Origin of the sequence: Citrobacter sp. RHBSTW-01044 (assembly GCF_013781945.1) — a bacterium.
In the GTDB taxonomy this organism is placed as follows: domain Bacteria; phylum Pseudomonadota; class Gammaproteobacteria; order Enterobacterales; family Enterobacteriaceae; genus Citrobacter; species Citrobacter braakii.
In genome coordinates, this window is record NZ_CP056180.1 from 666,685 (window position 1) to 688,457 (window position 21,773).

Consider the following 21,773-nt stretch of genomic DNA (forward strand, 5'->3'; position numbering starts at 1 on the left):
CAGGCATAAACCAGAATTGTGTGAAGCTAAGACGAGCAAAGGCGTTGATGAAGGTAATCAATAGCGTTATAGTTAACCCGCTTATTCTCAGGGCGGGGCGAAATTCCCCACCGGCGGTAAATCAACTCAGGTTGAAAGCCCGCGAGCGCTTTGGGTGCAAACTCAAAGGTCAGCAGATCCGGTGTAATTCCGGGGCCGACGGTTAGAGTCCGGATGGGAGAGAGTAACGATCCAGTCGGGCATGGACCCGCTCACGTTATTTTTTTGCCGCTTAGACGGTACTCCTAAGACTGCCCTGATTCTGGTAACCATAATTTTAGTGAGGTTTTTTTACCATGAATCAGACGCTACTTTCCTCTTTTGGTACGCCTTTCGAACGTGTTGAACTTGCGCTGTCTGCGCTGCGTGAAGGACGCGGTGTGATGGTGCTTGACGACGAAGATCGTGAAAACGAAGGCGATATGATTTTCCCGGCAGAAACCATGACTGTTGAACAGATGGCTCTGACCATTCGTCACGGCAGCGGTATTGTATGCCTGTGCATCACTGAAGACCGACGCAAACAGCTCGATCTGCCAATGATGGTGGAAAATAACACCAGCGCTTACGGTACCGGTTTTACCGTCACCATTGAAGCCGCAGAAGGCGTGACCACCGGCGTTTCCGCTGCGGACCGTGTTACTACGGTACGTGCGGCAATTCAGGATGGCGCTAAACCTTCCGATCTTAACCGTCCGGGGCACGTTTTCCCGCTGCGTGCTCAGGCAGGTGGCGTGTTGACCCGCGGTGGTCACACTGAAGCAACCATCGACCTGATGACGCTGGCAGGGTTTAAACCGGCAGGCGTGCTGTGCGAACTGACCAATGACGATGGCACCATGGCGCGTGCGCCAGAATGTATCGAATTTGCCGGCAAGCATCATATGGCGGTAGTTACTATCGAAGACCTGGTGGCTTACCGTCAGGCGCATGAGCGCAAAGCCAGCTAATCGCAAATTACCACGTTAGTCGCGGTAAGCATAAAAAACCGAAGCCATCTTCCAGGCTTCGGTTTTTTTGTTTCTTGCTCCGATTATTTGGCGCTCACCCGCTTTAATGCCCATGCGCCGCTCATAATGACGAGCAACAGTAAGCACAAACTAAAGGCCAACAAACAGGCCTGCGCCATGTTCATAAAATGCCAAGGCGGGATCAGATACCAGCCTTCTGACTGCTGGTACAGATCGACAAACCACTTTTGCGTACTGCTGAGCGCCACGCCGTCGGGAACGATGGGAGCGTCATAGCCGCAATCTCCTGTGGGTTTAAACCACTCCGGTGCCCAGTTGGCCAGAGGCAAATTAAAAGGGAATGTCGGATCGGTGGAACATCCCTGTACGCCAAACAACGAATCCGGGTCCGGGTTATGTACAGCATAATGAATGCCGTTAAGTTTAATGGAGAACTTAATGCCCAGGATGCTGCCGTAAAATGCCGCGATACAACCGATGAGCTTCAGAACAACATTTTTGGGGTTGATTGCCGCAATCAATCCGCCAAAAACCATCACCAGCATGGCAAAGCGAATATAGACACATTGCTCGCAGGGGGCCATGTAGAGATAGATTTGGAAGAACGAATGCGCCAGAATAATCAATCCACCCATTGCGCAAGCCATCAACAGCCACAGAAAGCGCTGTTCCTGCCATCTCACCAGGGTATCAACCGGTGTATTGCGTAAGTCTCGCCACGATCCTTTTATGAAAGCCATAGCCGGGTCCCTGTTTATTTTTTCGCGAGCTCTCTGACAAGCTCAGCCATGGAATCAATAGATTTGATATTTTTGGTGTAGATCAGGTATTTACCATTGACGACGTAAGCCGGAACGCCCTGGATTTTGGCGACATCATATGCTGCTTTCCATTTCTCCAGCGTTTGCTGGACGGCTGGATCCTTCAATGCCGCGTCAAAATCAGCCTGGCTCATGCCCGCTGCATCCAACCCTGTTTTGATGAATGAGGCGGGATCTTTACCCTCTGACCAGCGCTCTTTCTTATCGTGGTAGGCGGCGTAATAAGCGAACTTGGCTTTTTTAAACTGTGATTTGGCGTCAAACAATGAAATACCTGCAGCCATGTCCCTGGCAATCATTACGGCAAAGATTTCACTGGCCTGCTTACCGTATTCCCCTTTGGTTTCCAGATGAAACGGAGTGAAAGTAACGACATCGGCGACTTTGTCTGACACGGGCCCTGTCACGGCTTTATCATATTTGTAGCAAAATGGGCAGGCGTAACTGAATACTTTGATCAACGTCTTATCGGCATTGGGAATTGGTTTTTCCAGAACCATATAATCAGTGCCTTCAGTAAACGCTGATGCTGCAAACGGTGAGGCAAGCGCGGCGGTTAATACCACGCTTTTAAATAATGAAGTGATCCATTTAGATGACATAATTAATCCTTAATCTAACGTAATTATTTAAACATTTGGCGTGGATGAACCAGCAATGCACGGTAGTGAGTTTGATTTGGCTTATCGGACAGGACATTAATTTCGACTTTGACTTCTTTTGTTTTGTAGTCAATTTCGTTGATTTTGCCGATGGTTGGCTGTCCAACGTCAAATAAATTAATCGAACCACCAAAGCCAAACATGGTGTCGCGATCTTTTTGATATTCGATAACCGAGGTGATAGGGCTATAAAAATCATAACCGCGCTCTTTTCCGTACTCCCAAATTTGCTGGACGGTCCCTTTTTTCTCGTCAATTTTATATTCGACGAAACGGGAGTATTTCATTGTTGGTAACGCCGGTTGTTCGAGTCCGCGGCCATCGCCGTTGTCAAAAATGGTAAGCGTTCCTTTGCTGGAGAGCCATGCGGTGTGTTGAGTGTAGGTAAAATCGAAATCGGTATTCTCGCACTTGCCATTTTCATCACATTTCAGTGCGTTGCCTTTATCATCAACCGGTTTTAACAGCTTGCTTGCCAGCGCCTTATTCCAGCCTTTAGACGGTGCAAGGATCCACTTCACCTGTTTATCGCGACCGATTTTGACAACCCCCTGATGGCGGGAAGAGATAATGATGGCGTCATCTTTAGCATCAAAGGCGATAGAGTTAACGTGCGCCCAGTTACGACCAGCACCCACGCCGAGGGCGTCACCGTAGGGGGTATCTGGCTCCAGTTTTGCCTGCTGGCCGGCATGAGCGAGGTCCACGTTGACGCATACCGCGCCCGCATCCAACGCACCCAGCAGTGCGTCACGCATCGGATCGAGAATTTTTGTCAGATCCCACACGTCAACAACACGACCGGATTTGTCGACTTCAATAATCTGGTCGCGGATAGTTTGAACATGAATGCCATCTTCCTTACGATAATCACGTTTACCCACGCGAAGCAGTACGGTGCCGTTCACCGTTTCGACGGACTCATGCGATGCGTCGAGGAATCCGCGCGGCAGCTTATGGTCGGCCAGAATCTGGCCCATCATATCGAATTCATACCAGTGCTGGCCCTGTACGGCGGTGAAGGTGCCGCGCGGTGTCTCCCGTATGCCCATCAGGTAACCGCGCTTGTTGATATCCATGTCATGACCGTCATAGAAAGTGTCCTGATCCAGCCACCAACGATATTCGCCTTCCGTATCAACGACAAAGGTAAAGGGTGCGATATCAAAGGGTAATGCGCCACCGGCCGGACCAGCATCCAGGATACCGGCATTTTTATCTTTTTCACCATGCCAGTGGAATTCTGCGCCCTGCGCGGTAAAGGTGTGGGTATTCACCAGATAGAGACGGTCTTCAAAGCCAGGTGCGACCTTAATAACGTTTGTTTGCTGTAAATCGGAAATAGAACGGTTATCCATGTAGTGATTAACGATGGCAGATGTTTGCACCACGTAATCTTCCTTGATGGCCTTGCCATTTTCTTTATATTCAACAGTGACCTTATTAGCGAACTTTTGATAAAGGCCAAAAATAGGAACCCCATCGTAGGTGGCGAGGGATTCTTTGCCGACGGTATAGGTAATTGGGACTCCTTTTTCACCTTTACCATGAACGGTGACTTTAACATCCGAAATAACGTGACTATCTAATTCAACCAGTGCGGTAAGAGGGGCGTTTCCGTATGGGTCAACGACTATCGCACCCAATTTTCCTGCGGGCTGGGCTGGTTGGAAACCTGCGGCAAATGAATTACCTGCGACAAAGCCAAACGTCAGTGCAAGCGTTCCGGCTAGAAGTGTTTTTCGGTACTGTGTAAACATGGATATATCTCCTTATATTATCTTTAGATATAACAGTGCTGAATATATTATGTTTTTACGATGTGAATATAATAAAAAATGGTATTGCTGATGCTACTTTTATGGTGAATATATTAATATTGATGTGGTGTATTATTTTGCAGGCGCTAATTTTTATTATTTTTTTGGATGGTATGAGTGCGTTATTTTAAGGGCAATATTTATTATTGCGCAGTGTGATCTTGTCGACATTGTTTTATTTTTTATAACGGTGTCAACTATTTGCATAGCTGCTGGTTTATATGATCGAAATCATATATTTGTTTCTGGAATATGCCACTATAGGAGTATGTCAGAATAAGGTTGTGTAAAATTTTAACGTTAAATGTTTAATGATGTTAAATTTTAAGGGTAAAAGAATGTTTATCGCCTGGTACTGGATTGTATTAATTGCACTCGTTGCAGTTGGTTATTATTGCCATATGAAGCGTTATTGTCGGGCATTTCGGCAAGACCGGGATGCATTACTCGAGGCGCGAAACAAACTCTTTCGTCGTTCTGGCGAAGATAACAGCGCGGTTAAGGAACAGGAATAGTCCTTCACGTTCTGCTATGGATGAGCGGATGCTGTAAATTAGCAGGGTGGCATCCGCCCTCTGAATTAGCCGATCCCCATGGACTGGAGGATGACAAGACTTAACCCCATCACCGACATTCCACAAAGTACCCCATAGCTGGGATTATTATTCGGGTCGATCTCTTTTGCCAACGGCATTAGCTCATCGACGGACAGCGCCACCATAATTCCTGCGACTGCTGCCATTATTGCCGCCATCACTACCGGTGAGATCAGGCTTCCCAGAATTAACCACGCCAGTACGCCGCCCAGGATTTCCGCCATGCCCGAGATCCCGGCCCAGAATATCGCCGTCCGTTTGGATCCCGTGGCTGCATAGACTGGACCCGCAACGGCTAATCCTTCAGGAATATTGTGTAATGCGACGGCAAGGGCAATACCAAAGCCCAGCTCGAGGTTGCTGCTGGCGGTAACAAACGTCGCTATCCCTTCCGGGAAGTTGTGCAGGCTAATGCCGAGCGTTAATAAAATCGCGGTACGTTTAATGGAGCCGGGCAGAGGCCGCGTGGTTTTCTGTACCAGATCCTGAGGGTGCGCGTGCGGCAATAGGCGGTCCAGGCCAAAGTATCCCAGTAAGCCAACGATAAACATTCCGTAGCCCAATACCGGCGACATGCCTTCAGCAGCCAGTGCGGCTGGGAGCATCTCCATCAGTGAGATCAGTAACATAATCCCTGCGGCGAAGCCTAACGAAAAGGCGAGCACGCGGTTGGAGGGTTTTTGCCCTAACACGCCGAGAAATGCGCCGATAAACGTGGCGGCGCCTGCCAGTAAAGTCAGAAGTAAAGGTACTGACATCGACAAATAAAACTCCTTATCAATCTGCTGTCCGGGTCGGATCGTCAAAATAACTGATGATCTTCATCATGGTTATCTGAGTTCTTCATCAGCCGAATAAGCGTATTGTGGTGGTATCAAAATGACTCCCTCAGTAAGGATATCATCATGTCTTCAACTCGTATGCCAGCATTGTTTTTGGGTCACGGTAGCCCGATGAATGTTCTGGAAGATAACGTTTATACCCGCGCCTGGCAGCAACTGGGGGAAACGTTGCCGCGCCCGAAAGCCATTGTGGTGGTCTCGGCGCATTGGTTCACTCGTGGCACGGGCGTGACGGCGATGGAGGCGCCTAAAACAATCCACGATTTTGGCGGTTTTCCGCAGGCGCTGTATGACACCCATTACCCGGCTCCTGGATCACCGGAACTGGCGCAGCATCTGGTTGACTTGCTGGCCCCGGTGCCCGTTACCTTAGACAAAGAGGCGTGGGGTTTTGACCACGGTTCATGGGGCGTGCTGATCAAGATGTACCCGCATGCGGATATTCCGATGGTGCAGCTGAGCATTGACAGTACCAAACCTGCGGCCTGGCATTTTGAAATTGGCCGCAAGCTGGCGGCACTGCGTGATGAGGGCATTATGCTGGTAGCCAGCGGTAACGTGGTGCATAACCTGCGCACTGCGCGTTGGCACGGTGAGAACACGCCATATCCGTGGGCGACCTCATTCAACGAATATGTTAAAGCAAACCTGACATGGCAGGGACCGGTTGAACAGCACCCGCTGGTGAACTATCTCGATCATGAAGGGGGATCGTTATCGAACCCGACACCGGATCACTATCTGCCGCTGCTGTATGTATTAGGTGTCTGGGATGGCAAAGAGCCGGTGACTATTCCTGTTGACGGGATTGAGATGGGAAGTTTGAGTATGTTGTCGGTGCAGGTCGGATGATAAATGCCCGATGGCGCTGCGCTTATCGAGCCTACAGTTCGTGCTGTAGGCCGGGTAAGACGCAGCTACCACCCGGCACTCTCAGTCATTCGACAAAAATATGCGGATAGAAACGCGAGAGATCCTGCGTGATCAACGCACGGTCTTCGCGAATGCCGATGCCAGCTGGTTGATCGTTGATTAGCCAACTGCCGATCAACATATAGCTGTCGCCAAACTTCGGTAGCTGATGGAATTGCTGCACGATCATACCTTCTTCGCCGTACGGCCCTTCCACTGCTTCGATCGTTTTACCGTTTTCGATAATTGAAACGTTCGCGCCTTCACGTGAGAAGATCGGCTTTACGACGAATTTATCCATCTGAGGATAGTCATCTTCGGCGAAATACGCAGGCAGCAGATTCGGATGATCCGGGAACATTTCCCACAACAGCGGTAATAACGCTTTGTTGGAGATGATGCTCTTCCAGGCTGGTTCCAGCCAGCGAACGCCAGCGTCTTCCAGCTTGGTGGAGAACATTTCACGCAGCATGAATTCCCACGGATAGAGCTTGAACAGGTTAGCAATGACCTGATCCTGCATATCCGTGAACTGACCTTTTTCACCAAGACCAATATCTTCGACATAGAGGAATTCAGTGGCGATTTCAGCTTCGGCAGCGCAATCCTGCAGATACTGGATTGTTCCGCGGTCTTCCACCGTATCGCGACAACAGGTCAGATGTAGCAACTGAAAACCATACTGCTCACGCAGCTCGGCGAAACGCTCGATCAGCTTTTCCTGCAGACTGTTGAATTGATCGCTGCCTTCCGGCAGGTTGCCTGCATTGAGTTGGTCTTCCAGCCAGATCCACTGGAAAAACGCAGCTTCGTACAGAGAGGTTGGCGTATCGGCGTTGTTTTCTAACAGCTTAGGCTCGCCCGTGCCGTCCCACGCCAGATCGAGACGCGAATAGAGCGACGGTTGCTGTGTCTGCCAGGACTGGCGGACAAAGCCCCAGGTATGCTTCGGAATGCGAAACTTGGTCATCAGCTCATCGCTGGCGATGACCCTTTCCACCACTTTGAGACACATTTGATGCAGCTCTGCAGTGACCTCTTCCAGCTTTTCGACCTGAGCAAGCGTGAGCTTATAATACGCATCCTCACACCAGTACGGCTCGCCGTACATAGTGTGAAAGTTGAAACCGTATTCGGTGGCTTTATCGCGCCAGTCCGGGCGCTCAACAATACTGACTCTTTCCATGACGATCAGCCGCCCATTGAACGAGTGGTAGTACCGCTTGCGCTACGCTGCATGGTGCTCTGTTTAGCCACAGATTCGCCAAATCCGCCGCGGGTTACGGTAGAGGTGGTAGCCGGTTTCGGCGCCATGGCGGTTTTCGGTACGGTCATGGTGCGACCCGGCGTTGCGGCGCCGTAATTTTTGCCGCCGGCATCCGTATATTTGCCGTATGCCGGGCTGGCCGGATTTTTCGAGCTGAACAGCGGCTGCTGAGCGCCCATACCGCCACCCATCATGCGGCCCATCATATAGCCTGCCATCAGCGGCATCCAGAAGCTGCCGCTGCTTTGATTCTGCGCCTGAGCCTGGCCTTCACCGGTCGGCGCCATGCCCGCTTGTGCAGGTGCCTGTTGGCACTGGCCTTCGCCGAATTCAGCGATACAGTCTTCGCGAGTGGCGTATTTTGGCGCGGTGCGTTCAGCTTCTTTCAGCGCATTGTTAAACGCGGTGGTACATTCGGCGCTTTTACCCGGATTAGCTGCAGAGCAGTCGTCCGCGTTCTGATAAAGCGAAACCGTTTCGTCACTCTTTTCACAGCCCGCGAGCATAAAAACAGCGGTAACTGCCAGAGCGACAGGAGTCAGGTGGCGCGCGCTCCAGCTTTTGCGGAACGAGGCGTGATGTATAGATTTTGTCCGTTTCATTTATGTCTTCCAGGACCCAGTGGTAACTCTGCTCAGAATAGAGGATGACTGGTCGAAATTGAAGCGGGAAGAGGCGAGAATGCGGAAGAAGGGGCGGATCTTTACGTTGCCTTACGTTCAGACGGGGCCGAAGCCCCGTCATCAGCATCAGTTACGGAACGGGTTGTTACCGTTGCTGCTGGTTGAACGTGCAGCCGTTGGTTGAGCCGCAGGCATATTGCCGTTGCTGTTAAAGTCATTCACAGCGGCATCTTGCTGCGGATTTTGCGGCGCTACGTTATCCGGAGAAGTCGGGATCGGTTTACCCAGCGTATTATTCAGCGCCACCAGATCCTGCTCGTTCAGCGTACCGAGCGCAGATTTGACGTTAAGCTGGTTGATAAGATAGGTATAACGCGCATTCGCCAGTTGCTGCTTGGCGTTGTACAGCGTGGTGGTGGCATCCAACACATCCACGATGGTACGGGTACCTACGGAATAGCCTGCTTCCATCGCATCTAAAGAGCTTTGGGCAGAGACAACCGCTTGTTTGTACGCGTTAATGCTACTGATGGAAGCATTAATGTTGTTGAACGAAGAACGCACGGTTTGCACCACGCTGCGGTGCGCGCTTTCCAGTTGTTCGCTCGCGCCAACAAAGTTGTACTGCGCTTGTTTCACCTGCGAGTTAACCATGCCGCCCTGGTACAGCGGCAACGAGAAGTTCAGACCGATTTTGTTCTGGCCCATGTTGCTGTCGTCATACTGGGAGGTGTTGGTTTTCGACCCGTTGTAGGAGGTGTCAGAAACGCCGGTAGAGGCGGTCAAACCCAGCGTCGGTAAGTGACCATCCTGCGCCAGACGAATCTGTTCACGCGCCAGATCCTGGCTCAAACGCGCCTGCAATAATGAGAGGTTGCGGTTTTCTGCTTCTTTCAGCAGCGCGTTCACCGCTTGCGGTTTGTTGGTTTTAAAGCCATCAACGTTCAGCGAAGCCAGTTCCGGGTAGTAGTTACCGGTCACCTGGCGCAGCTGTTCTACCGCGTTGTCCAGATTGTTACGCGCGGTAACTTCGTTCGCCAGTACGGTATCGTATTGTGAACGGGCGTTCTGTACGTCAGTGATGGCGACCAGGCCCACGTTAAAACGCTGTGTGGTCTGATCTAACTGACGATAGACCGCATCTTTCTGTGCCTGAGTGTAAGACAGCACGTCAATCGCGTTCAGTACGTTAAAATAAGCGGTAGCGGTATTCAGGATCAGCGTTTGCTGATCGGTCTGATACGTTACGTCCTGGATGCCTGCTGCTTTTTCTTGCAGCGTCAGGGCACGCCATTTAGACATGTCGAACAGCGTCTGAGTCAATTGTAATGACGCGCTGGTTGCGTTGGAGTTGACGCCATTTGCATCACGGTAGCCATTGCTGTAGGTGTAATCGGCACCTAAACCTAGTTGCGGCAGTAATGGGCTACGCGCTTCGTTAATTTTTTCGAATGCAGCATCGCGATCGGCGGCGGATTTACGCAATTCCGGGTTGCTCAGGCGTGCTTGCTGATAAACCTGCATCAGGTTTTCTGCCTGGCTCAAAGTAGTGAACCCCGACAGGCTCAGGCCGATAAGGATGGGGAGCAATTTCTTCATTTGCATTCCTTGTTGTGAAGCAGTATTTAGCGCTGATCAAATTGTAAAAATATTTGCTGATTCTAGCAGAATCCGCCACTTCAAAAAGTTGGCGTTACGTGCCATACGGCGTTAATTTGCATCAATTTAACACAAGGGCGTTCAAACATCAGTCAAACGACCTTGAAATTCACATTTTAATCACTATTGGTTTCAGGACAGCACAATGCGTAAACCAGACAACTTGCCAATGACTTTCACTAAAAATGATGTAGAAATTATTGCACGAGAAACGCTATACCGCGGTTTTTTTTCACTGGATCTTTATCGGTTCCGCCATCGCCTGTTTAACGGCGGTATGAGCGGTGAGGTAAAGCGCGAAATTTTTGAGCGCGGACACGCGGCAGTCTTGCTACCCTTTGACCCTGAGCGGGACGAAGTTGTTCTGGTCGAGCAGATCCGTATCGCGGCGTTTGATACCAGCGAAAGCCCGTGGCTCCTGGAAATGGTGGCCGGAATGATTGAAGAGGGCGAAACCGTTGAGGATGTGGCTCGTCGTGAAGCGATGGAAGAGGCCGGGCTGGAAGTTAAACGTACCAAGCCCGTTCTGAGCTATCTGGCAAGCCCTGGCGGCACCAGTGAGCGCCTGTCTATTTTAGTTGGCGAAGTGGACGCCACGACCGCGAGCGGGATCCACGGTCTGGCTGATGAAAACGAAGATATTCGTGTTCATGTGGTGAGCCGGGAGCAGGCTTATCAATGGGTTGAAGAGGGGAAAATCGACAACGCGGCTTCTGTCATCGCCTTGCAATGGTTACAGCTGCACTATCAAGAGTTAAAAACTGAGTGGAAAAAATGAAGCGTTACACACCTGACTTCCCTGAAATGATGCGCCTGTGCGAAACCAACTATTCGCAATTGCGCCGTCTGCTGCCGCGTAATGACGCAGCCGATGAAACAGTGAGCTATCAGGTCGCAAACGCACAATATCGGTTAACGATCGTTGAATCGACCCGATACACTACGCTTGTCGCGATCGAACAAACGGCACCCGCGGTCACTTACTGGAGCCTGCCGTCATTGACAGTCCGCCTGTATCATGACGCGAGGGTGGCCGAAGTGTGTTCGAGTCAGCAGATCTTTCGCTTCAAAGCGCGGTATGATTATCCAAATAAAAAGTTGCATCAACGCGACGAAAAGCATCAAATTAATCAGTTTCTGGCCGACTGGTTACGGTACTGTTTAGCACATGGAGCGATGGCGATTCCGGTTTATTAGCGTCGTGAAACCTAAGGACACCATTTGGAAAGCCTGTTAACCCTTCCTTTGGCTGGTGAGGCCAGAGTCAGGATCTTACAAATTACAGACACTCACCTGTTTGCCGAAAAGCATGAAACGCTGCTGGGTGTAAACACCTGGGACAGCTATCAATCCGTACTGGATGCAATACATGCAGAGTCGCCTGAATACGATCTGATCGTCGCGACTGGTGATTTGGCGCAGGACCAATCCGCTGCGGCCTATCAGCATTTTGCTGAGGGCATCGCAAGCTTTCGTGCGCCCTGCGTTTGGCTACCGGGCAATCACGATTTTCAGCCGGCAATGTACAGCGCGCTACAGGACGCGGGGATCTCACCCGCTAAACGCGTCTTTATTGGTGAACAGTGGCAAATCCTGTTGCTGGACAGCCAGGTGTTCGGCGTTCCCCACGGTGAATTAAGCGAATTTCAGCTCGAATGGCTGGAACGTAAACTTGCCGATGCGCCTGAGCGCAATACTTTGCTGCTTCTGCATCATCATCCTCTGCCAGCAGGCTGTAGCTGGCTCGATCAGCATAGCCTGCGTAATGCCGCAGAGCTGGATAACGTGCTGGTGAATTATCCTCGTGCCAAGTATTTGTTGTGTGGGCATATTCATCAGGAACTGGATTTGGACTGGAACGGACGCCGCCTGCTGGCGACGCCGTCGACCTGTGTGCAGTTTAAGCCACACTGTTCCAACTTCACGTTAGATACCATCAGCCCAGGCTGGCGGACGCTGGAGCTTTTTGCTGACGGGACGTTGCAGACGCAGGTACGCCGTCTGCAGGGTAATTGGTTCCACCCTGATACCGCTTCAGAAGGCTACTGATGTCTACGCTTCTTTATCTTCACGGATTTAATAGTTCTCCTCGTTCGGCGAAGGCATGTTTGCTGAAAAACTGGCTGGCGGAGCATCACCCGCACGTTGAGATGATCGTACCCCAACTGCCACCGTATCCGGCCCAGGCCGCAGAGATGCTGGAATCGATCATTCTTGAACATGGCGGAGAGTCGCTGGGAATTGTCGGTTCCTCACTAGGAGGCTATTACGCCACCTGGCTGTCGCAATGTTTTATGCTGCCCGCGGTGGTGGTGAACCCTGCTGTCCGACCTTATGAACTGCTGGTCGACTATCTCGGTCAAAACGAGAACCCCTACACGGGGCAGCAATATGTGCTAGAGTCACGCCATATTTACGATCTTAAAGTCATGCAGATTGACCCGCTGGAAGCGCCGGATTTGATCTGGCTGCTTCAACAAACGGGCGATGAAGTGTTGGACTACCGCCAGGCGGTGGCGTATTACGCCTCCTGCCGCCAGACAGTTATTGAGGGCGGAAACCACGCATTCACGGGCTTCGAAGATTATTTCAACCCGATTGTCGATTTCCTTGGACTGCACAGTTTCTGACGATCAATTCGAATTGCTTATTTAAACCATGACGCAAACTTATAACGCTGATGCCATTGAGGTACTCACTGGGCTTGAGCCGGTACGCCGTCGCCCGGGGATGTACACCGATACAACCCGTCCGAACCATCTTGGACAGGAAGTGATTGATAACAGTGTGGATGAAGCACTGGCGGGCCACGCAAAACGCGTGGACGTGATTTTACATGCCGACCAGTCTCTGGAAGTTATTGATGATGGCCGCGGCATGCCGGTAGACATTCACCCTGAAGAGGGCGTTCCGGCGGTAGAGCTGATCCTCTGTCGTCTGCACGCGGGCGGTAAGTTCTCCAACAAAAACTATCAGTTCTCTGGTGGTTTACATGGGGTAGGGATCTCCGTGGTCAACGCCCTGTCGAAGCGTGTGGAAGTGAACGTGCGCCGCGACGGGCAGGTGTACAACATCGCGTTTGAGAACGGCGATAAGGTGCAGGATTTACAGGTTGTCGGTACCTGCGGTAAACGCAATACCGGAACCAGCGTGCACTTCTGGCCGGATGAAAGCTTCTTTGACAGCCCGCGTTTTTCCGTTTCGCGCTTAACGCACGTACTTAAAGCCAAAGCGGTGCTGTGCCCTGGCGTTGAGATCACCTTCAAGGATGAGGTCAATAACAGTGAACAGCGCTGGTGCTACCAGGATGGCCTGAATGACTATCTGAGCGAAGCGGTGAATGGCTTGCCGACGCTGCCGGAAAAACCGTTTATCGGTAATTTCAGCGGTGAAACAGAAACCGTGGACTGGGCGCTGCTCTGGCTGCCGGAAGGCGGCGAGCTGCTGACTGAAAGCTATGTGAACCTGATCCCAACCATGCAGGGCGGTACGCACGTTAACGGCCTGCGCCAGGGTCTGCTGGATGCAATGCGCGAGTTCTGTGAATACCGCAATATTCTGCCGCGCGGTGTGAAGCTGTCGGCGGAAGATATCTGGGATCGCTGTGCTTACGTGCTGTCGGTAAAAATGCAGGATCCGCAGTTTGCCGGACAAACCAAAGAGCGCCTCTCTTCGCGGCAGTGCGCGGCATTCGTCTCTGGCGTGGTGAAAGATGCTTTCAGCCTGTGGCTGAACCAGAACGTGCAATCAGCCGAACTGCTGGCTGAGATGGCGATTTCCAGTGCCCAGCGTCGTCTGCGTGCGGCGAAAAAAGTGGTGCGTAAAAAGTTGACCAGCGGTCCGGCGTTGCCGGGGAAACTGGCGGACTGTACCGCACAGGATCTTAATCGCACCGAACTGTTCCTCGTCGAAGGTGACTCGGCGGGCGGATCGGCTAAACAGGCGCGCGATCGTGAATATCAGGCGATCATGCCGCTGAAAGGTAAGATCCTCAACACCTGGGAAGTCTCTTCCGATGAAGTGTTGGCTTCGCAGGAAGTTCACGATATTTCGGTGGCGATCGGCATCGATCCGGACAGTGATGATCTGAGCCAGCTGCGCTACGGTAAGATCTGTATTCTGGCGGATGCGGACTCCGATGGTTTGCATATCGCTACGCTGCTGTGCGCGCTGTTTGTAAAACACTTCCGTACGCTGGTGAAACACGGTCACGTCTATGTGGCGCTGCCGCCGTTATACCGTATCGACCTCGGTAAAGAGGTGTATTACGCGCTGACGGAAGAAGAGAAAGCGGGCGTGCTGGAGCAGTTAAAGCGCAAGAAAGGCAAGCCGAACGTGCAGCGCTTTAAAGGTCTGGGTGAAATGAACCCGATGCAGCTGCGTGAAACCACGCTGGATCCGAATACCCGCCGCCTGGTGCAGCTCATCATCGATGACGAAGACGATCAGCGTACCAACGCAATGATGGATATGCTGCTGGCCAAGAAGCGTTCTGAAGATCGCCGTAACTGGTTGCAGGAGAAAGGCGACCTGGCGGATCTCGAAGGGTAATTGACCGTGAATGCCTGGTGGCGCTGGGCTTACCAGGCCTGAGGATTGCAGTATAAGCCGGATACGTCTGTTTATGGCGTTATCCGGCAAATCGACAATCTTAAATGCCAGACTCCAGAATACGAATACTCATGTCCAGCACGTCGCCTTTCACGGCTTCGCTATAGGCTTTCATATGCGGTGTCTGCAAATGCGCTTCAAGATGCGCAATGCTTTCCCACTGTTCAACCATCACGATTGAGTCCGGGGCTGTGGTCTGAAAACTGACGCCAGCAGCATGATCGACCATCGGCGCGTAGCCGTGGCAGCCTTCTTCTTTCAATACGGTTGGAACGATTTTAGCGAATTGATCCAGTACCGCCTGGCGGTGATGTTGACCTGGACGTGTACGGATTTCTGCAATAACGGTAAGCATGGTTAACTCCTTCTAATTCCAGGTTACCAGTTAACCAAAAATTTCGTTCAGATGCTTGCGATATTCTGCGATATAACGCGGGACGTCCGGCATTTTAATCACGTCATTGGTGATAAAGGTCGGCAGCGCTTCCATTCCCAGGAACTGGTTTGCTTTATGGAACGGGAGATAAACGCCATCAACGCCAACGCCATGGAAGAACTGATCTTTTTCAGTGAAAGCTTCTATCGGTGCGTTCCAGGTCAGTGACAGCATGTATTTTTTGCCCTGAATCAGCCCACCGGAGCCGTATTTTTTAGACGCATCTGAACGCGTGCGACCATCGCTGGCGTACAGCGTACCGTGACCTTCGGTAAACACGTCATCAATGTATTTTTTCACGGTCCACGGCGCACCCATCCACCAGCCAGGCATTTGCCAGATAACCACATCGGCCCAGACGAAGTTCTGTACTTCATCAGAAATGTCATAGTCGCTGTCGGCGCGCACGATTTTAACATCATGCCCGAGGTCGCGCAGAAGGCCATCCGCGACCTCGGTCAGGGTGTCGTTTAACTGACCGTTGGAGTGGGCGAATTTTTTCGCACCATTGATAATCAGAATGTTGCTCATTTTGTGTCCTCAGGGAAATACGTTTGAAGACGATTTTACCCCTACCAGCGACGCGGTGAAATTAGCAAAATGTGCAAAGTCTTTTGCTATTTGAGCAATAATAACGCAATTACCAACTGACCTTCGCTTCAAAGCCACCTTGCGGAGCGTTGCCAAACGAGGCTGACATTCCATGCAATATTGCGATACGGCGGACAATCGATAGGCCAAGACCGCTGCCGGTCACGCTTTGTCCCGGTGGACGATAAAAGCGTTCCCCGATGTGCGTCAGGACCTCTGGCGCAACGCCAGGACCATTATCCTTGACGCTAAAATTCCGGGCGTTGAGCGTCACTTCCACAATGCTACCCCGCGGGCTGTAGCGGATCGCATTATCCAGTAGATTTCGTACCATCAGGCTCAGCAACAGCGGCTGTCCTGTGCGCATGATGTTGTGCGCGTTAATCTGCAAACGCACGTCGATGTGCGCCTGCTGGGCTGGATGGTAGATATCCATCACCGCGGATTGCAAAAGCTCCTCCAGCGAGATTTCCGCCACATCCTGAAGATTGTCGAGGGAGTCGAGGCGTGAAAGCGTCAGTAACTGATCGACCAGTCGGGTGGCGCGTTCAATTCCCGCATGCAACTGTACCAGCGCTTTTTCCCGCGTTTGCGGGTCGTCGTCTGACAGTTGCACCACTTCTGTTTGTACTTTCAGCGCGGTCAACGGGCTGCGCAACTCGTGGGCAGCATCAGAAGTGAAGCGCCGTTCGCGGACCATCATGGAATGGGTGCGGGTAAACAACTGATTGAGCGATTCAACCAACGGGCGCACTTCGCTAGGTACACCTTTCGGATCGAGCGGCTCTTCCGATTCCGGTGAGCGCCAGCGCAGAGCCTGCGCCAGTTTTTTCAGCGGCCTGAGTTCACGGCTAATCATGACCACCAGGATTAGCAACATCAGCGGCAGCGCAATCAACCACGGTGTTAACTGGGCGGTGACGATCGACAGCGCCATATCCTCTCGATACTCCCACTCCTGGCCTACCACAATGCGGTATTTGCCGTCAGCGGAATTCAGCCACAGAAAACGCCATGCGTCGTTGTCCCCCTTGAGTTGGCCATCGGTAAAGCCTTCGCGGGTGTAGCCGTAGGGAATATCCTGGCCGTTGTCGCCATCGTGCAATACCATTTTGCCGTCGATGGTGAAGATGGCAAACGTCAGCGCGTCGTCATCAATATGGCCGTGCTTGAGCTTCTTCGGCGTGCGAGCCATATTGCTTGAGGTGGTGACGTCGCTGATATCCAGCGTGCTGAGCCGCTTGGCGAACAGCATCAGTTGGGTATCAAACAGCTCATCGACATTGTCGGTGGTCTGCTTCCAGGCTACAAAGCTGGAAACGGCCCAGGTCGCTGATGCCAGAATCAGAAAAATAAGCGTTAGCCTGACGCGCAGGCTGAGGCGTTGTGTGAGTTTCATGTGTCACCCAAGGTGTAGCCAATGCCATGCACGGTACGGATAAAGTCGCTGCCGAGCTTACGGCGTAAGTGATGGACGTGTACCTCAATCGCATTGCTGGAGACGGTTTCGTCCCAGGTATACAGTTTTTCTTCAATCAGTTTGCGGGGCAGGACGCGACCCTTATTGCGCATCAGCAGCTCCAGTAGAGCGAACTCTTTGGGTTTGAGAGACAAAGGCTCATCTGCCGACGTGGCAACCAGCGCGCCGGGATCAAGCGTCACCTGGCCATGGCGCAATATGTTGCTCGCCTGGCCGCTGGCACGGCGCACCAGCGCCTCCAGCCTGGCGGCAACTTCGATCAGCGCAAAGGGTTTGCACAGATAGTCATCCGCGCCGAGACGCAGACCCTCAACGCGTTCCGCCAGCGCGTCGCGAGCGGTCAGAATCAGCACTGGCTCCTGCTTCCCGTTGGCTCGCCATTCGCGCAAGATCTCCCGTCCGTCGATGCCTGGCAGCGTCAGGTCGAGGATCACCGCATCATAAGGGGCGCTGTAGAGCGCTTCTTTCCCCTGGCGACCCTCGGTAAACCAGTCGATGCTGAAACCCATTTTACTCAGACCTGTTTTCAGGCCGTCGCCGATCAATGTGTCATCTTCGATCAGTAAAATACGCATATGTTCTTCCCTGCAGCCGCTCTCATTAGCGTCAGTAAACCTTGCGACTACAGCCTCTGTACAGCAAAAAAAGTATCTTTTTTTGCCTTAAGAACTTGTTAAGGATTAACTTATTTAATAGTCGTAAACCAAAATGAAAGGGAGACATGACGATGAAAAAATTAGCTGCAATGGTTGCTGTAATGGCACTGTGTTCCGCACCTGTTCTGGCAGCGCAGCAGGGCGGTTTCTCTGGACCGACAACCACCACGCAAAGCCAAAATGGCGGATTTGTCGGCCCGAATGGTAGCAGCGCGACGGTAGAAAGCGCCAAATCACTGCGTGATGACACTTGGGTTACCCTGCGTGGGAACATCGTTGAGCGTATTTCCGACGACCTGTATGTGTTTAAAGATGCGACCGGCACAGTGAATGTGGATATCGACCACAAGCGCTGGAACGGCGTAACCGTCACACCGCAGGATGTGGTTGAAATCCAGGGTGAAGTGGATAAAGACTGGAACTCCGTTGAAATCGACGTGAAACAGATTACCAAAGTTGCCAAATAATCCCCATCAGGGCCGCACTCGTGGCCCTTTTCTTTGTGACTCAACACGCCAGATAGGGTAGTATCTGCGGCAATATTGCCCTTCAATAGAGGGGTACAAAGTTGAGGAACCACGATTAATGAGCGATATGGCAGAGCGCCTGGCGCTGCATGAATTCACGGAAACCGCCTATCTGAACTACTCCATGTACGTCATCATGGACAGGGCGTTGCCGTTTATTGGCGATGGTTTGAAACCCGTTCAGCGTCGCATCGTGTACGCGATGTCCGAACTGGGGCTGAATGCCAGCGCCAAATTTAAAAAATCCGCCCGTACCGTCGGTGACGTACTGGGTAAATACCACCCACACGGCGACAGCGCTTGTTATGAAGCGATGGTGCTGATGGCGCAGCCGTTCTCTTACCGCTATCCGCTGGTCGACGGGCAGGGGAACTGGGGGGCGCCGGACGATCCGAAATCCTTCGCGGCGATGCGTTATACCGAATCCCGCCTGTCTAAATATGCGGAAGTTCTGCTGGGTGAACTCGGCCAGGGAACGTCGGACTGGGTGCCAAACTTCGACGGCACCATGCAGGAACCGAAGATGCTGCCTGCGCGTCTGCCAAATATTCTGTTGAACGGCACGACCGGTATTGCCGTTGGTATGGCGACGGACATTCCGCCACACAACCTGCGTGAAGTGGCGAAAGCGGCGATTACCCTGATTGAGCAGCCGAAAACGACGCTGGATCAGTTGCTGGACATCGTGCAGGGGCCGGACTACCCGACCGAAGCGGAGATCATTACCTCGCGGGCAGAGATTCGTAAGATTTACGAAAACGGGCGCGGCTCCGTACGTATGCGCGCGGTATGGACGAAAGAAGACGGCGCGGTGGTGATTTCCGCACTGCCGCATCAGGTTTCCGGGGCAAAAGTGCTGGAGCAGATCGCCGCTCAAATGCGCAATAAAAAGCTGCCGATGGTAGACGACCTGCGCGACGAATCGGATCACGAAAACCCGACCCGTCTGGTGATTGTCCCGCGCTCCAATCGTGTGGATATGGAGCAGGTGATGAACCACCTGTTTGCCACCACCGATCTGGAAAAAAGCTACCGCATCAATCTGAATATGATCGGTCTTGATGGTCGTCCGGCGGTGAAAAATCTGCTGGAGATCCTCACCGAATGGCTGGCGTTTCGCCGCGATACCGTACGTCGTCGCCTGAACTATCGTCTGGAAAAAGTGCTTAAACGCCTGCATATCCTTGAAGGTTTGCTGGTGGCGTTCCTCAACATTGACGAAGTGATCGAAATTATTCGTCATGAGGATGAACCTAAGCCCGAGCTGATGTCGCGGTTTGGCATTTCTGAAACCCAGGCTGAAGCCATTCTTGAGCTGAAATTGCGCCACCTTGCCAAACTCGAAGAGATGAAAATCCGCGGCGAGCAGGATGAGCTGGCGAAAGAGCGCGATCAGCTGCAAGGCATTCTGGCTTCCGAGCGTAAAATGAGTAACCTGCTGAAGAAAGAGCTGCAGGCTGATGCCGAGGCCTATGGCGACGAACGCCGCTCTCCGCTGCAGGAACGTGAAGAAGCGAAGGCGATGAGCGAGCACGACATGCTGCCGTCAGAGCCAGTGACCATTGTGCTGTCCCAGAGTGGTTGGGTGCGTAGCGCGAAAGGCCACGACATTGATGCGCCGGGATTAAGCTATAAAGCGGGCGACAGCTTTAAGTCTGCGGTGAAGGGTAAGAGCAACCAGCCAGTGGTGTTCGTGGACTCGACCGGACGCAGTTACGCCATCGACCCGATTACGCTGCCGTCGGCGCGTGGACAGGGTGAACCGCTGACCGGGAAGCTCACGCTGCCGCCGGGCGCGACGGTTGAGCACATGCTGATGGAAGGCGACGATCAGAAACTGCTGATGGCATCCGATGCGGGTTACGGTTTTGTCTGCACCTTCAACGACCTGGTAGCTCGTAACCGTGCTGGTAAGGCATTGATTACGCTGCCAGAAAATTCGCGCGTTATGCCGCCGGTTGTGATTGAAGATGAAACCGATATGCTGCTGGCAATCACCCAAGCCGGTCGCATGTTGATGTTCCCGGTAAGCGATTTGCCGCAATTGTCAAAAGGCAAAGGGAACAAGATTATCAATATCCCTTCAGCGGAAGCGGCGAAAGGTGAAGATGGCCTGGCGCAGCTCTACGTGTTGCCGCCACAAAGCACGCTGACTATCCACGTCGGTAAGCGCAAAATTAAACTGCGTCCTGAAGAGTTGCAGAAAGTGACCGGCGAGCGTGGCCGTCGCGGTACGCTAATGCGTGGTCTGCAGCGTATCGATCGCATTGACATTGACTCGCCTCGACGCGCCAGTCACGGCGACAGCGAAGAATAACGCTACCGTCCGGCTCTCCCTGTTTTAGCCCGGGGAGAGCCAACGTTAAAAATTCCCGTGAAACCGTTGTTTATTCGTGCGTTGCGATTAACAATACGCTTTTCCAGAGAGCCGCCCTTAACAAAGCCCTAACCTGATACTGCGTGATGAATCAGGTGACGTAAAATGCCAGGCTCTTAGGCCTCAGAGGTTGTTATGCTATATATTTTTCGTTTAATCATTACTGTTATTTACTGCGTTCTGGTCTGTATTTTCGGTTGCATATACTGTCTGTTCAGCCCACGAAATCCAAAACACGTCGCAACATTCGGTCATATGTTTGGCCGCCTGGCTCCCCTTTATGGCCTGAAGGTTGAGTGCCGCATGCCGGCAGACGCGCAGAACTATGGTAATGCTATCTATATTTGTAATCATCAGAACAACTATGACATGGTTACCGCTGCGAATATCGTTCAGCCGCCGACGGTGACAGTCGGCAAAAAAAGCCTGTTGTGGATCCCATTCTTCGGGCTGCTGTACTGGTTAACCGGCAACCTGCTGATTGACAGAAACAACCGTACCAAAGCGCACAGCACCATTGCGGCGGTGGTGAATCATTTCAAAAAACGTCGTATTTCTATCTGGATGTTCCCGGAAGGAACGCGTAGCCGTGGTCGCGGTCTGCTGCCGTTTAAAACCGGCGCGTTTCATGCGGCGATTGCGGCGGGTGTCCCGGTTATTCCGGTGTGCGTTTCAACCACCTCGAATAAGATAAAACTCAACCGACTCAATAATGGTCTGGCGATTGTAGAGATGTTGCCGCCGATAGATATTAGCCACTTTGGGAAAGATCAGGTTCGTGAACTGGCAGCGCATTGCCGTACGCTGATGGAACAAAAAATCGCAGAACTCGATAAAGAAGTTGCTGAGCGGGAAGCCGCCGGTAAGGTTTAATCCGCGCAAT

The 21,773-nt window shown here is 52.1% G+C and carries 22 protein-coding genes and 1 riboswitch; of the genes, 11 read left to right on the plus strand and 11 right to left on the minus strand.

Translation table 11 applies throughout. The features are described from left to right. The first annotated feature begins 79 nt into the window (after positions 1-79). A riboswitch (FMN riboswitch) is annotated at positions 80-229 on the plus strand. Between the two features lie 106 nt (positions 230-335). After that, positions 336-989: a 3,4-dihydroxy-2-butanone-4-phosphate synthase gene (gene ribB / locus HV352_RS03280; RefSeq protein WP_181635186.1), complete on the plus strand. Its 654-nt coding sequence runs from the start codon at positions 336-338 to the stop codon at positions 987-989. Positions 990-1,072: 83 nt separating this feature from the next. Here the strand turns inward: ribB and dsbI are convergent, their stop codons facing one another. From dsbI to HV352_RS03295, 3 genes are read right to left on the minus strand one after another with little or no spacing between them, the layout of a single operon-like run. Then, on the minus strand, positions 1,073-1,750 hold the full coding sequence (dsbI, locus tag HV352_RS03285) for a protein-disulfide oxidoreductase DsbI (protein WP_181635187.1): 678 nt from the start codon (positions 1,748-1,750) through the stop codon (positions 1,073-1,075). Between the two features lie 14 nt (positions 1,751-1,764). Then, positions 1,765-2,433 carry a thiol:disulfide interchange protein DsbA/DsbL gene (locus HV352_RS03290; protein WP_019077701.1) on the minus strand — a complete coding sequence of 223 codons (669 nt, stop codon included), beginning with the start codon at positions 2,431-2,433 and terminating at the stop codon, positions 1,765-1,767. A 23-nt stretch (positions 2,434-2,456) separates the two neighbouring features. After that, entirely contained in the window at positions 2,457-4,253 is a 1,797-nt protein-coding gene (locus tag HV352_RS03295; protein WP_016154526.1) for an aryl-sulfate sulfotransferase, read from the minus strand. 398 nt (positions 4,254-4,651) lie between these two features. On the opposite strand from HV352_RS03295, the gene HV352_RS03300 reads away from it, so the two are divergent. Next, positions 4,652-4,828 carry a hypothetical protein gene (locus tag HV352_RS03300; protein ID WP_016154525.1) on the plus strand — a complete coding sequence of 59 codons (177 nt, stop codon included), beginning with the start codon at positions 4,652-4,654 and terminating at the stop codon, positions 4,826-4,828. Between the two features lie 65 nt (positions 4,829-4,893). Here HV352_RS03300 and zupT read toward each other — a convergent pair whose 3' ends face one another. Next, positions 4,894-5,667, minus strand: a complete 774-nt coding sequence (zupT, locus tag HV352_RS03305) for a zinc transporter ZupT (RefSeq protein WP_016157488.1) — start codon at positions 5,665-5,667, stop codon at positions 4,894-4,896. A 147-nt stretch (positions 5,668-5,814) separates the two neighbouring features. On the opposite strand from zupT, the gene ygiD reads away from it, so the two are divergent. After that, positions 5,815-6,603: a 4,5-DOPA dioxygenase extradiol gene (gene ygiD, locus HV352_RS03310; RefSeq protein ID WP_181635188.1), complete on the plus strand. Its 789-nt coding sequence runs from the start codon at positions 5,815-5,817 to the stop codon at positions 6,601-6,603. A gap of 85 nt (positions 6,604-6,688) precedes the next feature. Here ygiD and HV352_RS03315 read toward each other — a convergent pair whose 3' ends face one another. The 3 genes from HV352_RS03315 to tolC form a co-directional block, all read right to left on the minus strand. Further along, positions 6,689-7,849 (minus strand): glutathionylspermidine synthase family protein, encoded by a 1,161-nt coding sequence (locus tag HV352_RS03315; RefSeq protein WP_016154522.1) that lies wholly within the window; start codon positions 7,847-7,849, stop codon positions 6,689-6,691. A gap of 5 nt (positions 7,850-7,854) precedes the next feature. Further along, entirely contained in the window at positions 7,855-8,532 is a 678-nt protein-coding gene (locus HV352_RS03320) for a DUF1190 family protein (protein ID WP_016154521.1), read from the minus strand. Positions 8,533-8,679: 147 nt separating this feature from the next. After that, entirely contained in the window at positions 8,680-10,158 is a 1,479-nt protein-coding gene (tolC, locus tag HV352_RS03325) for an outer membrane channel protein TolC (RefSeq protein WP_088583064.1), read from the minus strand. A gap of 199 nt (positions 10,159-10,357) precedes the next feature. Between tolC and nudF the strand changes: the two genes are divergently transcribed. From nudF to parE, 5 genes are read left to right on the plus strand one after another with little or no spacing between them, the layout of a single operon-like run. Continuing rightward, positions 10,358-10,990 carry an ADP-ribose diphosphatase gene (gene nudF / locus HV352_RS03330; RefSeq protein ID WP_016154519.1) on the plus strand — a complete coding sequence of 211 codons (633 nt, stop codon included), beginning with the start codon at positions 10,358-10,360 and terminating at the stop codon, positions 10,988-10,990. Next, positions 10,987-11,409, plus strand: a complete 423-nt coding sequence (locus tag HV352_RS03335) for a DUF1249 family protein (protein ID WP_016154518.1) — start codon at positions 10,987-10,989, stop codon at positions 11,407-11,409. Before nudF ends, HV352_RS03335 begins: the two co-directional genes overlap by 4 nt. A gap of 24 nt (positions 11,410-11,433) precedes the next feature. Beyond that, positions 11,434-12,261 (plus strand): 3',5'-cyclic-AMP phosphodiesterase, encoded by an 828-nt coding sequence (gene cpdA / locus HV352_RS03340; RefSeq protein ID WP_181635189.1) that lies wholly within the window; start codon positions 11,434-11,436, stop codon positions 12,259-12,261. Beyond that, the gene (gene yqiA, locus HV352_RS03345; protein WP_003024575.1) at positions 12,261-12,842 is read left to right on the plus strand and encodes an esterase YqiA; all 582 of its coding nucleotides are present in this window, start codon (positions 12,261-12,263) and stop codon (positions 12,840-12,842) included. Before cpdA ends, yqiA begins: the two co-directional genes overlap by 1 nt. A 28-nt stretch (positions 12,843-12,870) precedes the next feature. After that, positions 12,871-14,763 carry a DNA topoisomerase IV subunit B gene (gene parE, locus HV352_RS03350; RefSeq protein ID WP_003024571.1) on the plus strand — a complete coding sequence of 631 codons (1,893 nt, stop codon included), beginning with the start codon at positions 12,871-12,873 and terminating at the stop codon, positions 14,761-14,763. 100 nt (positions 14,764-14,863) lie between these two features. Here the strand turns inward: parE and HV352_RS03355 are convergent, their stop codons facing one another. The 4 genes from HV352_RS03355 to qseB form a co-directional block, all read right to left on the minus strand. Further along, positions 14,864-15,178 (minus strand): putative quinol monooxygenase, encoded by a 315-nt coding sequence (locus HV352_RS03355; RefSeq protein WP_016154515.1) that lies wholly within the window; start codon positions 15,176-15,178, stop codon positions 14,864-14,866. A 30-nt stretch (positions 15,179-15,208) separates the two neighbouring features. Next, a complete protein-coding gene (locus HV352_RS03360; RefSeq protein WP_181635190.1) occupies positions 15,209-15,790 on the minus strand; it encodes an NAD(P)H-dependent oxidoreductase in 582 nt (193 codons plus the stop codon). 109 nt (positions 15,791-15,899) lie between these two features. Further along, entirely contained in the window at positions 15,900-17,249 is a 1,350-nt protein-coding gene (gene qseC / locus HV352_RS03365; RefSeq protein ID WP_109017385.1) for a quorum sensing histidine kinase QseC, read from the minus strand. After that, a complete protein-coding gene (gene qseB / locus HV352_RS03370; RefSeq protein WP_109017386.1) occupies positions 17,246-17,905 on the minus strand; it encodes a quorum sensing response regulator transcription factor QseB in 660 nt (219 codons plus the stop codon). Before qseB ends, qseC begins: the two co-directional genes overlap by 4 nt. A 152-nt stretch (positions 17,906-18,057) precedes the next feature. Here qseB and HV352_RS03375 point away from each other — a divergent pair, with 152 nt between their 5' ends. From HV352_RS03375 to plsC, 3 genes are all read left to right on the plus strand, one after another. Continuing rightward, positions 18,058-18,453, plus strand: a complete 396-nt coding sequence (locus tag HV352_RS03375; RefSeq protein WP_016154511.1) for a YgiW/YdeI family stress tolerance OB fold protein — start codon at positions 18,058-18,060, stop codon at positions 18,451-18,453. A 118-nt stretch (positions 18,454-18,571) separates the two neighbouring features. Continuing rightward, positions 18,572-20,830, plus strand: coding sequence for a DNA topoisomerase IV subunit A (gene parC, locus HV352_RS03380; RefSeq protein ID WP_016157479.1), 2,259 nt, complete (start codon positions 18,572-18,574; stop codon positions 20,828-20,830). 195 nt (positions 20,831-21,025) lie between these two features. Continuing rightward, on the plus strand, positions 21,026-21,763 hold the full coding sequence (gene plsC / locus HV352_RS03385) for a 1-acylglycerol-3-phosphate O-acyltransferase (protein WP_049268740.1): 738 nt from the start codon (positions 21,026-21,028) through the stop codon (positions 21,761-21,763). Positions 21,764-21,773: the final 10 nt, after the last annotated feature.

What these genes read in the sequence shown, in the direction of transcription:
- yqiA (WP_003024575.1), top strand. Translation starts at nt 12,261, where the DNA reads ATGTCTACGCTTCTTTATCTTCACGGATTTAATAGTTCTCCTCGTTCG.
- zupT (WP_016157488.1), bottom strand. Translation starts at nt 5,667, where the DNA reads ATGTCAGTACCTTTACTTCTGACTTTACTGGCAGGCGCCGCCACGTTT.
- HV352_RS03320 (WP_016154521.1), bottom strand. Translation starts at nt 8,532, where the DNA reads ATGAAACGGACAAAATCTATACATCACGCCTCGTTCCGCAAAAGCTGG.
- HV352_RS03355 (WP_016154515.1), bottom strand. Translation starts at nt 15,178, where the DNA reads ATGCTTACCGTTATTGCAGAAATCCGTACACGTCCAGGTCAACATCAC.
- HV352_RS03290 (WP_019077701.1), bottom strand. Translation starts at nt 2,433, where the DNA reads ATGTCATCTAAATGGATCACTTCATTATTTAAAAGCGTGGTATTAACC.
- HV352_RS03295 (WP_016154526.1), bottom strand. Translation starts at nt 4,253, where the DNA reads ATGTTTACACAGTACCGAAAAACACTTCTAGCCGGAACGCTTGCACTG.
- parC (WP_016157479.1), top strand. Translation starts at nt 18,572, where the DNA reads ATGAGCGATATGGCAGAGCGCCTGGCGCTGCATGAATTCACGGAAACC.
- ribB (WP_181635186.1), top strand. Translation starts at nt 336, where the DNA reads ATGAATCAGACGCTACTTTCCTCTTTTGGTACGCCTTTCGAACGTGTT.
- HV352_RS03360 (WP_181635190.1), bottom strand. Translation starts at nt 15,790, where the DNA reads ATGAGCAACATTCTGATTATCAATGGTGCGAAAAAATTCGCCCACTCC.
- HV352_RS03335 (WP_016154518.1), top strand. Translation starts at nt 10,987, where the DNA reads ATGAAGCGTTACACACCTGACTTCCCTGAAATGATGCGCCTGTGCGAA.
- parE (WP_003024571.1), top strand. Translation starts at nt 12,871, where the DNA reads ATGACGCAAACTTATAACGCTGATGCCATTGAGGTACTCACTGGGCTT.
- qseC (WP_109017385.1), bottom strand. Translation starts at nt 17,249, where the DNA reads ATGAAACTCACACAACGCCTCAGCCTGCGCGTCAGGCTAACGCTTATT.
- HV352_RS03315 (WP_016154522.1), bottom strand. Translation starts at nt 7,849, where the DNA reads ATGGAAAGAGTCAGTATTGTTGAGCGCCCGGACTGGCGCGATAAAGCC.
- nudF (WP_016154519.1), top strand. Translation starts at nt 10,358, where the DNA reads ATGCGTAAACCAGACAACTTGCCAATGACTTTCACTAAAAATGATGTA.
- tolC (WP_088583064.1), bottom strand. Translation starts at nt 10,158, where the DNA reads ATGCAAATGAAGAAATTGCTCCCCATCCTTATCGGCCTGAGCCTGTCG.
- qseB (WP_109017386.1), bottom strand. Translation starts at nt 17,905, where the DNA reads ATGCGTATTTTACTGATCGAAGATGACACATTGATCGGCGACGGCCTG.
- dsbI (WP_181635187.1), bottom strand. Translation starts at nt 1,750, where the DNA reads ATGGCTTTCATAAAAGGATCGTGGCGAGACTTACGCAATACACCGGTT.
- plsC (WP_049268740.1), top strand. Translation starts at nt 21,026, where the DNA reads ATGCTATATATTTTTCGTTTAATCATTACTGTTATTTACTGCGTTCTG.
- HV352_RS03300 (WP_016154525.1), top strand. Translation starts at nt 4,652, where the DNA reads ATGTTTATCGCCTGGTACTGGATTGTATTAATTGCACTCGTTGCAGTT.
- HV352_RS03375 (WP_016154511.1), top strand. Translation starts at nt 18,058, where the DNA reads ATGAAAAAATTAGCTGCAATGGTTGCTGTAATGGCACTGTGTTCCGCA.
- ygiD (WP_181635188.1), top strand. Translation starts at nt 5,815, where the DNA reads ATGTCTTCAACTCGTATGCCAGCATTGTTTTTGGGTCACGGTAGCCCG.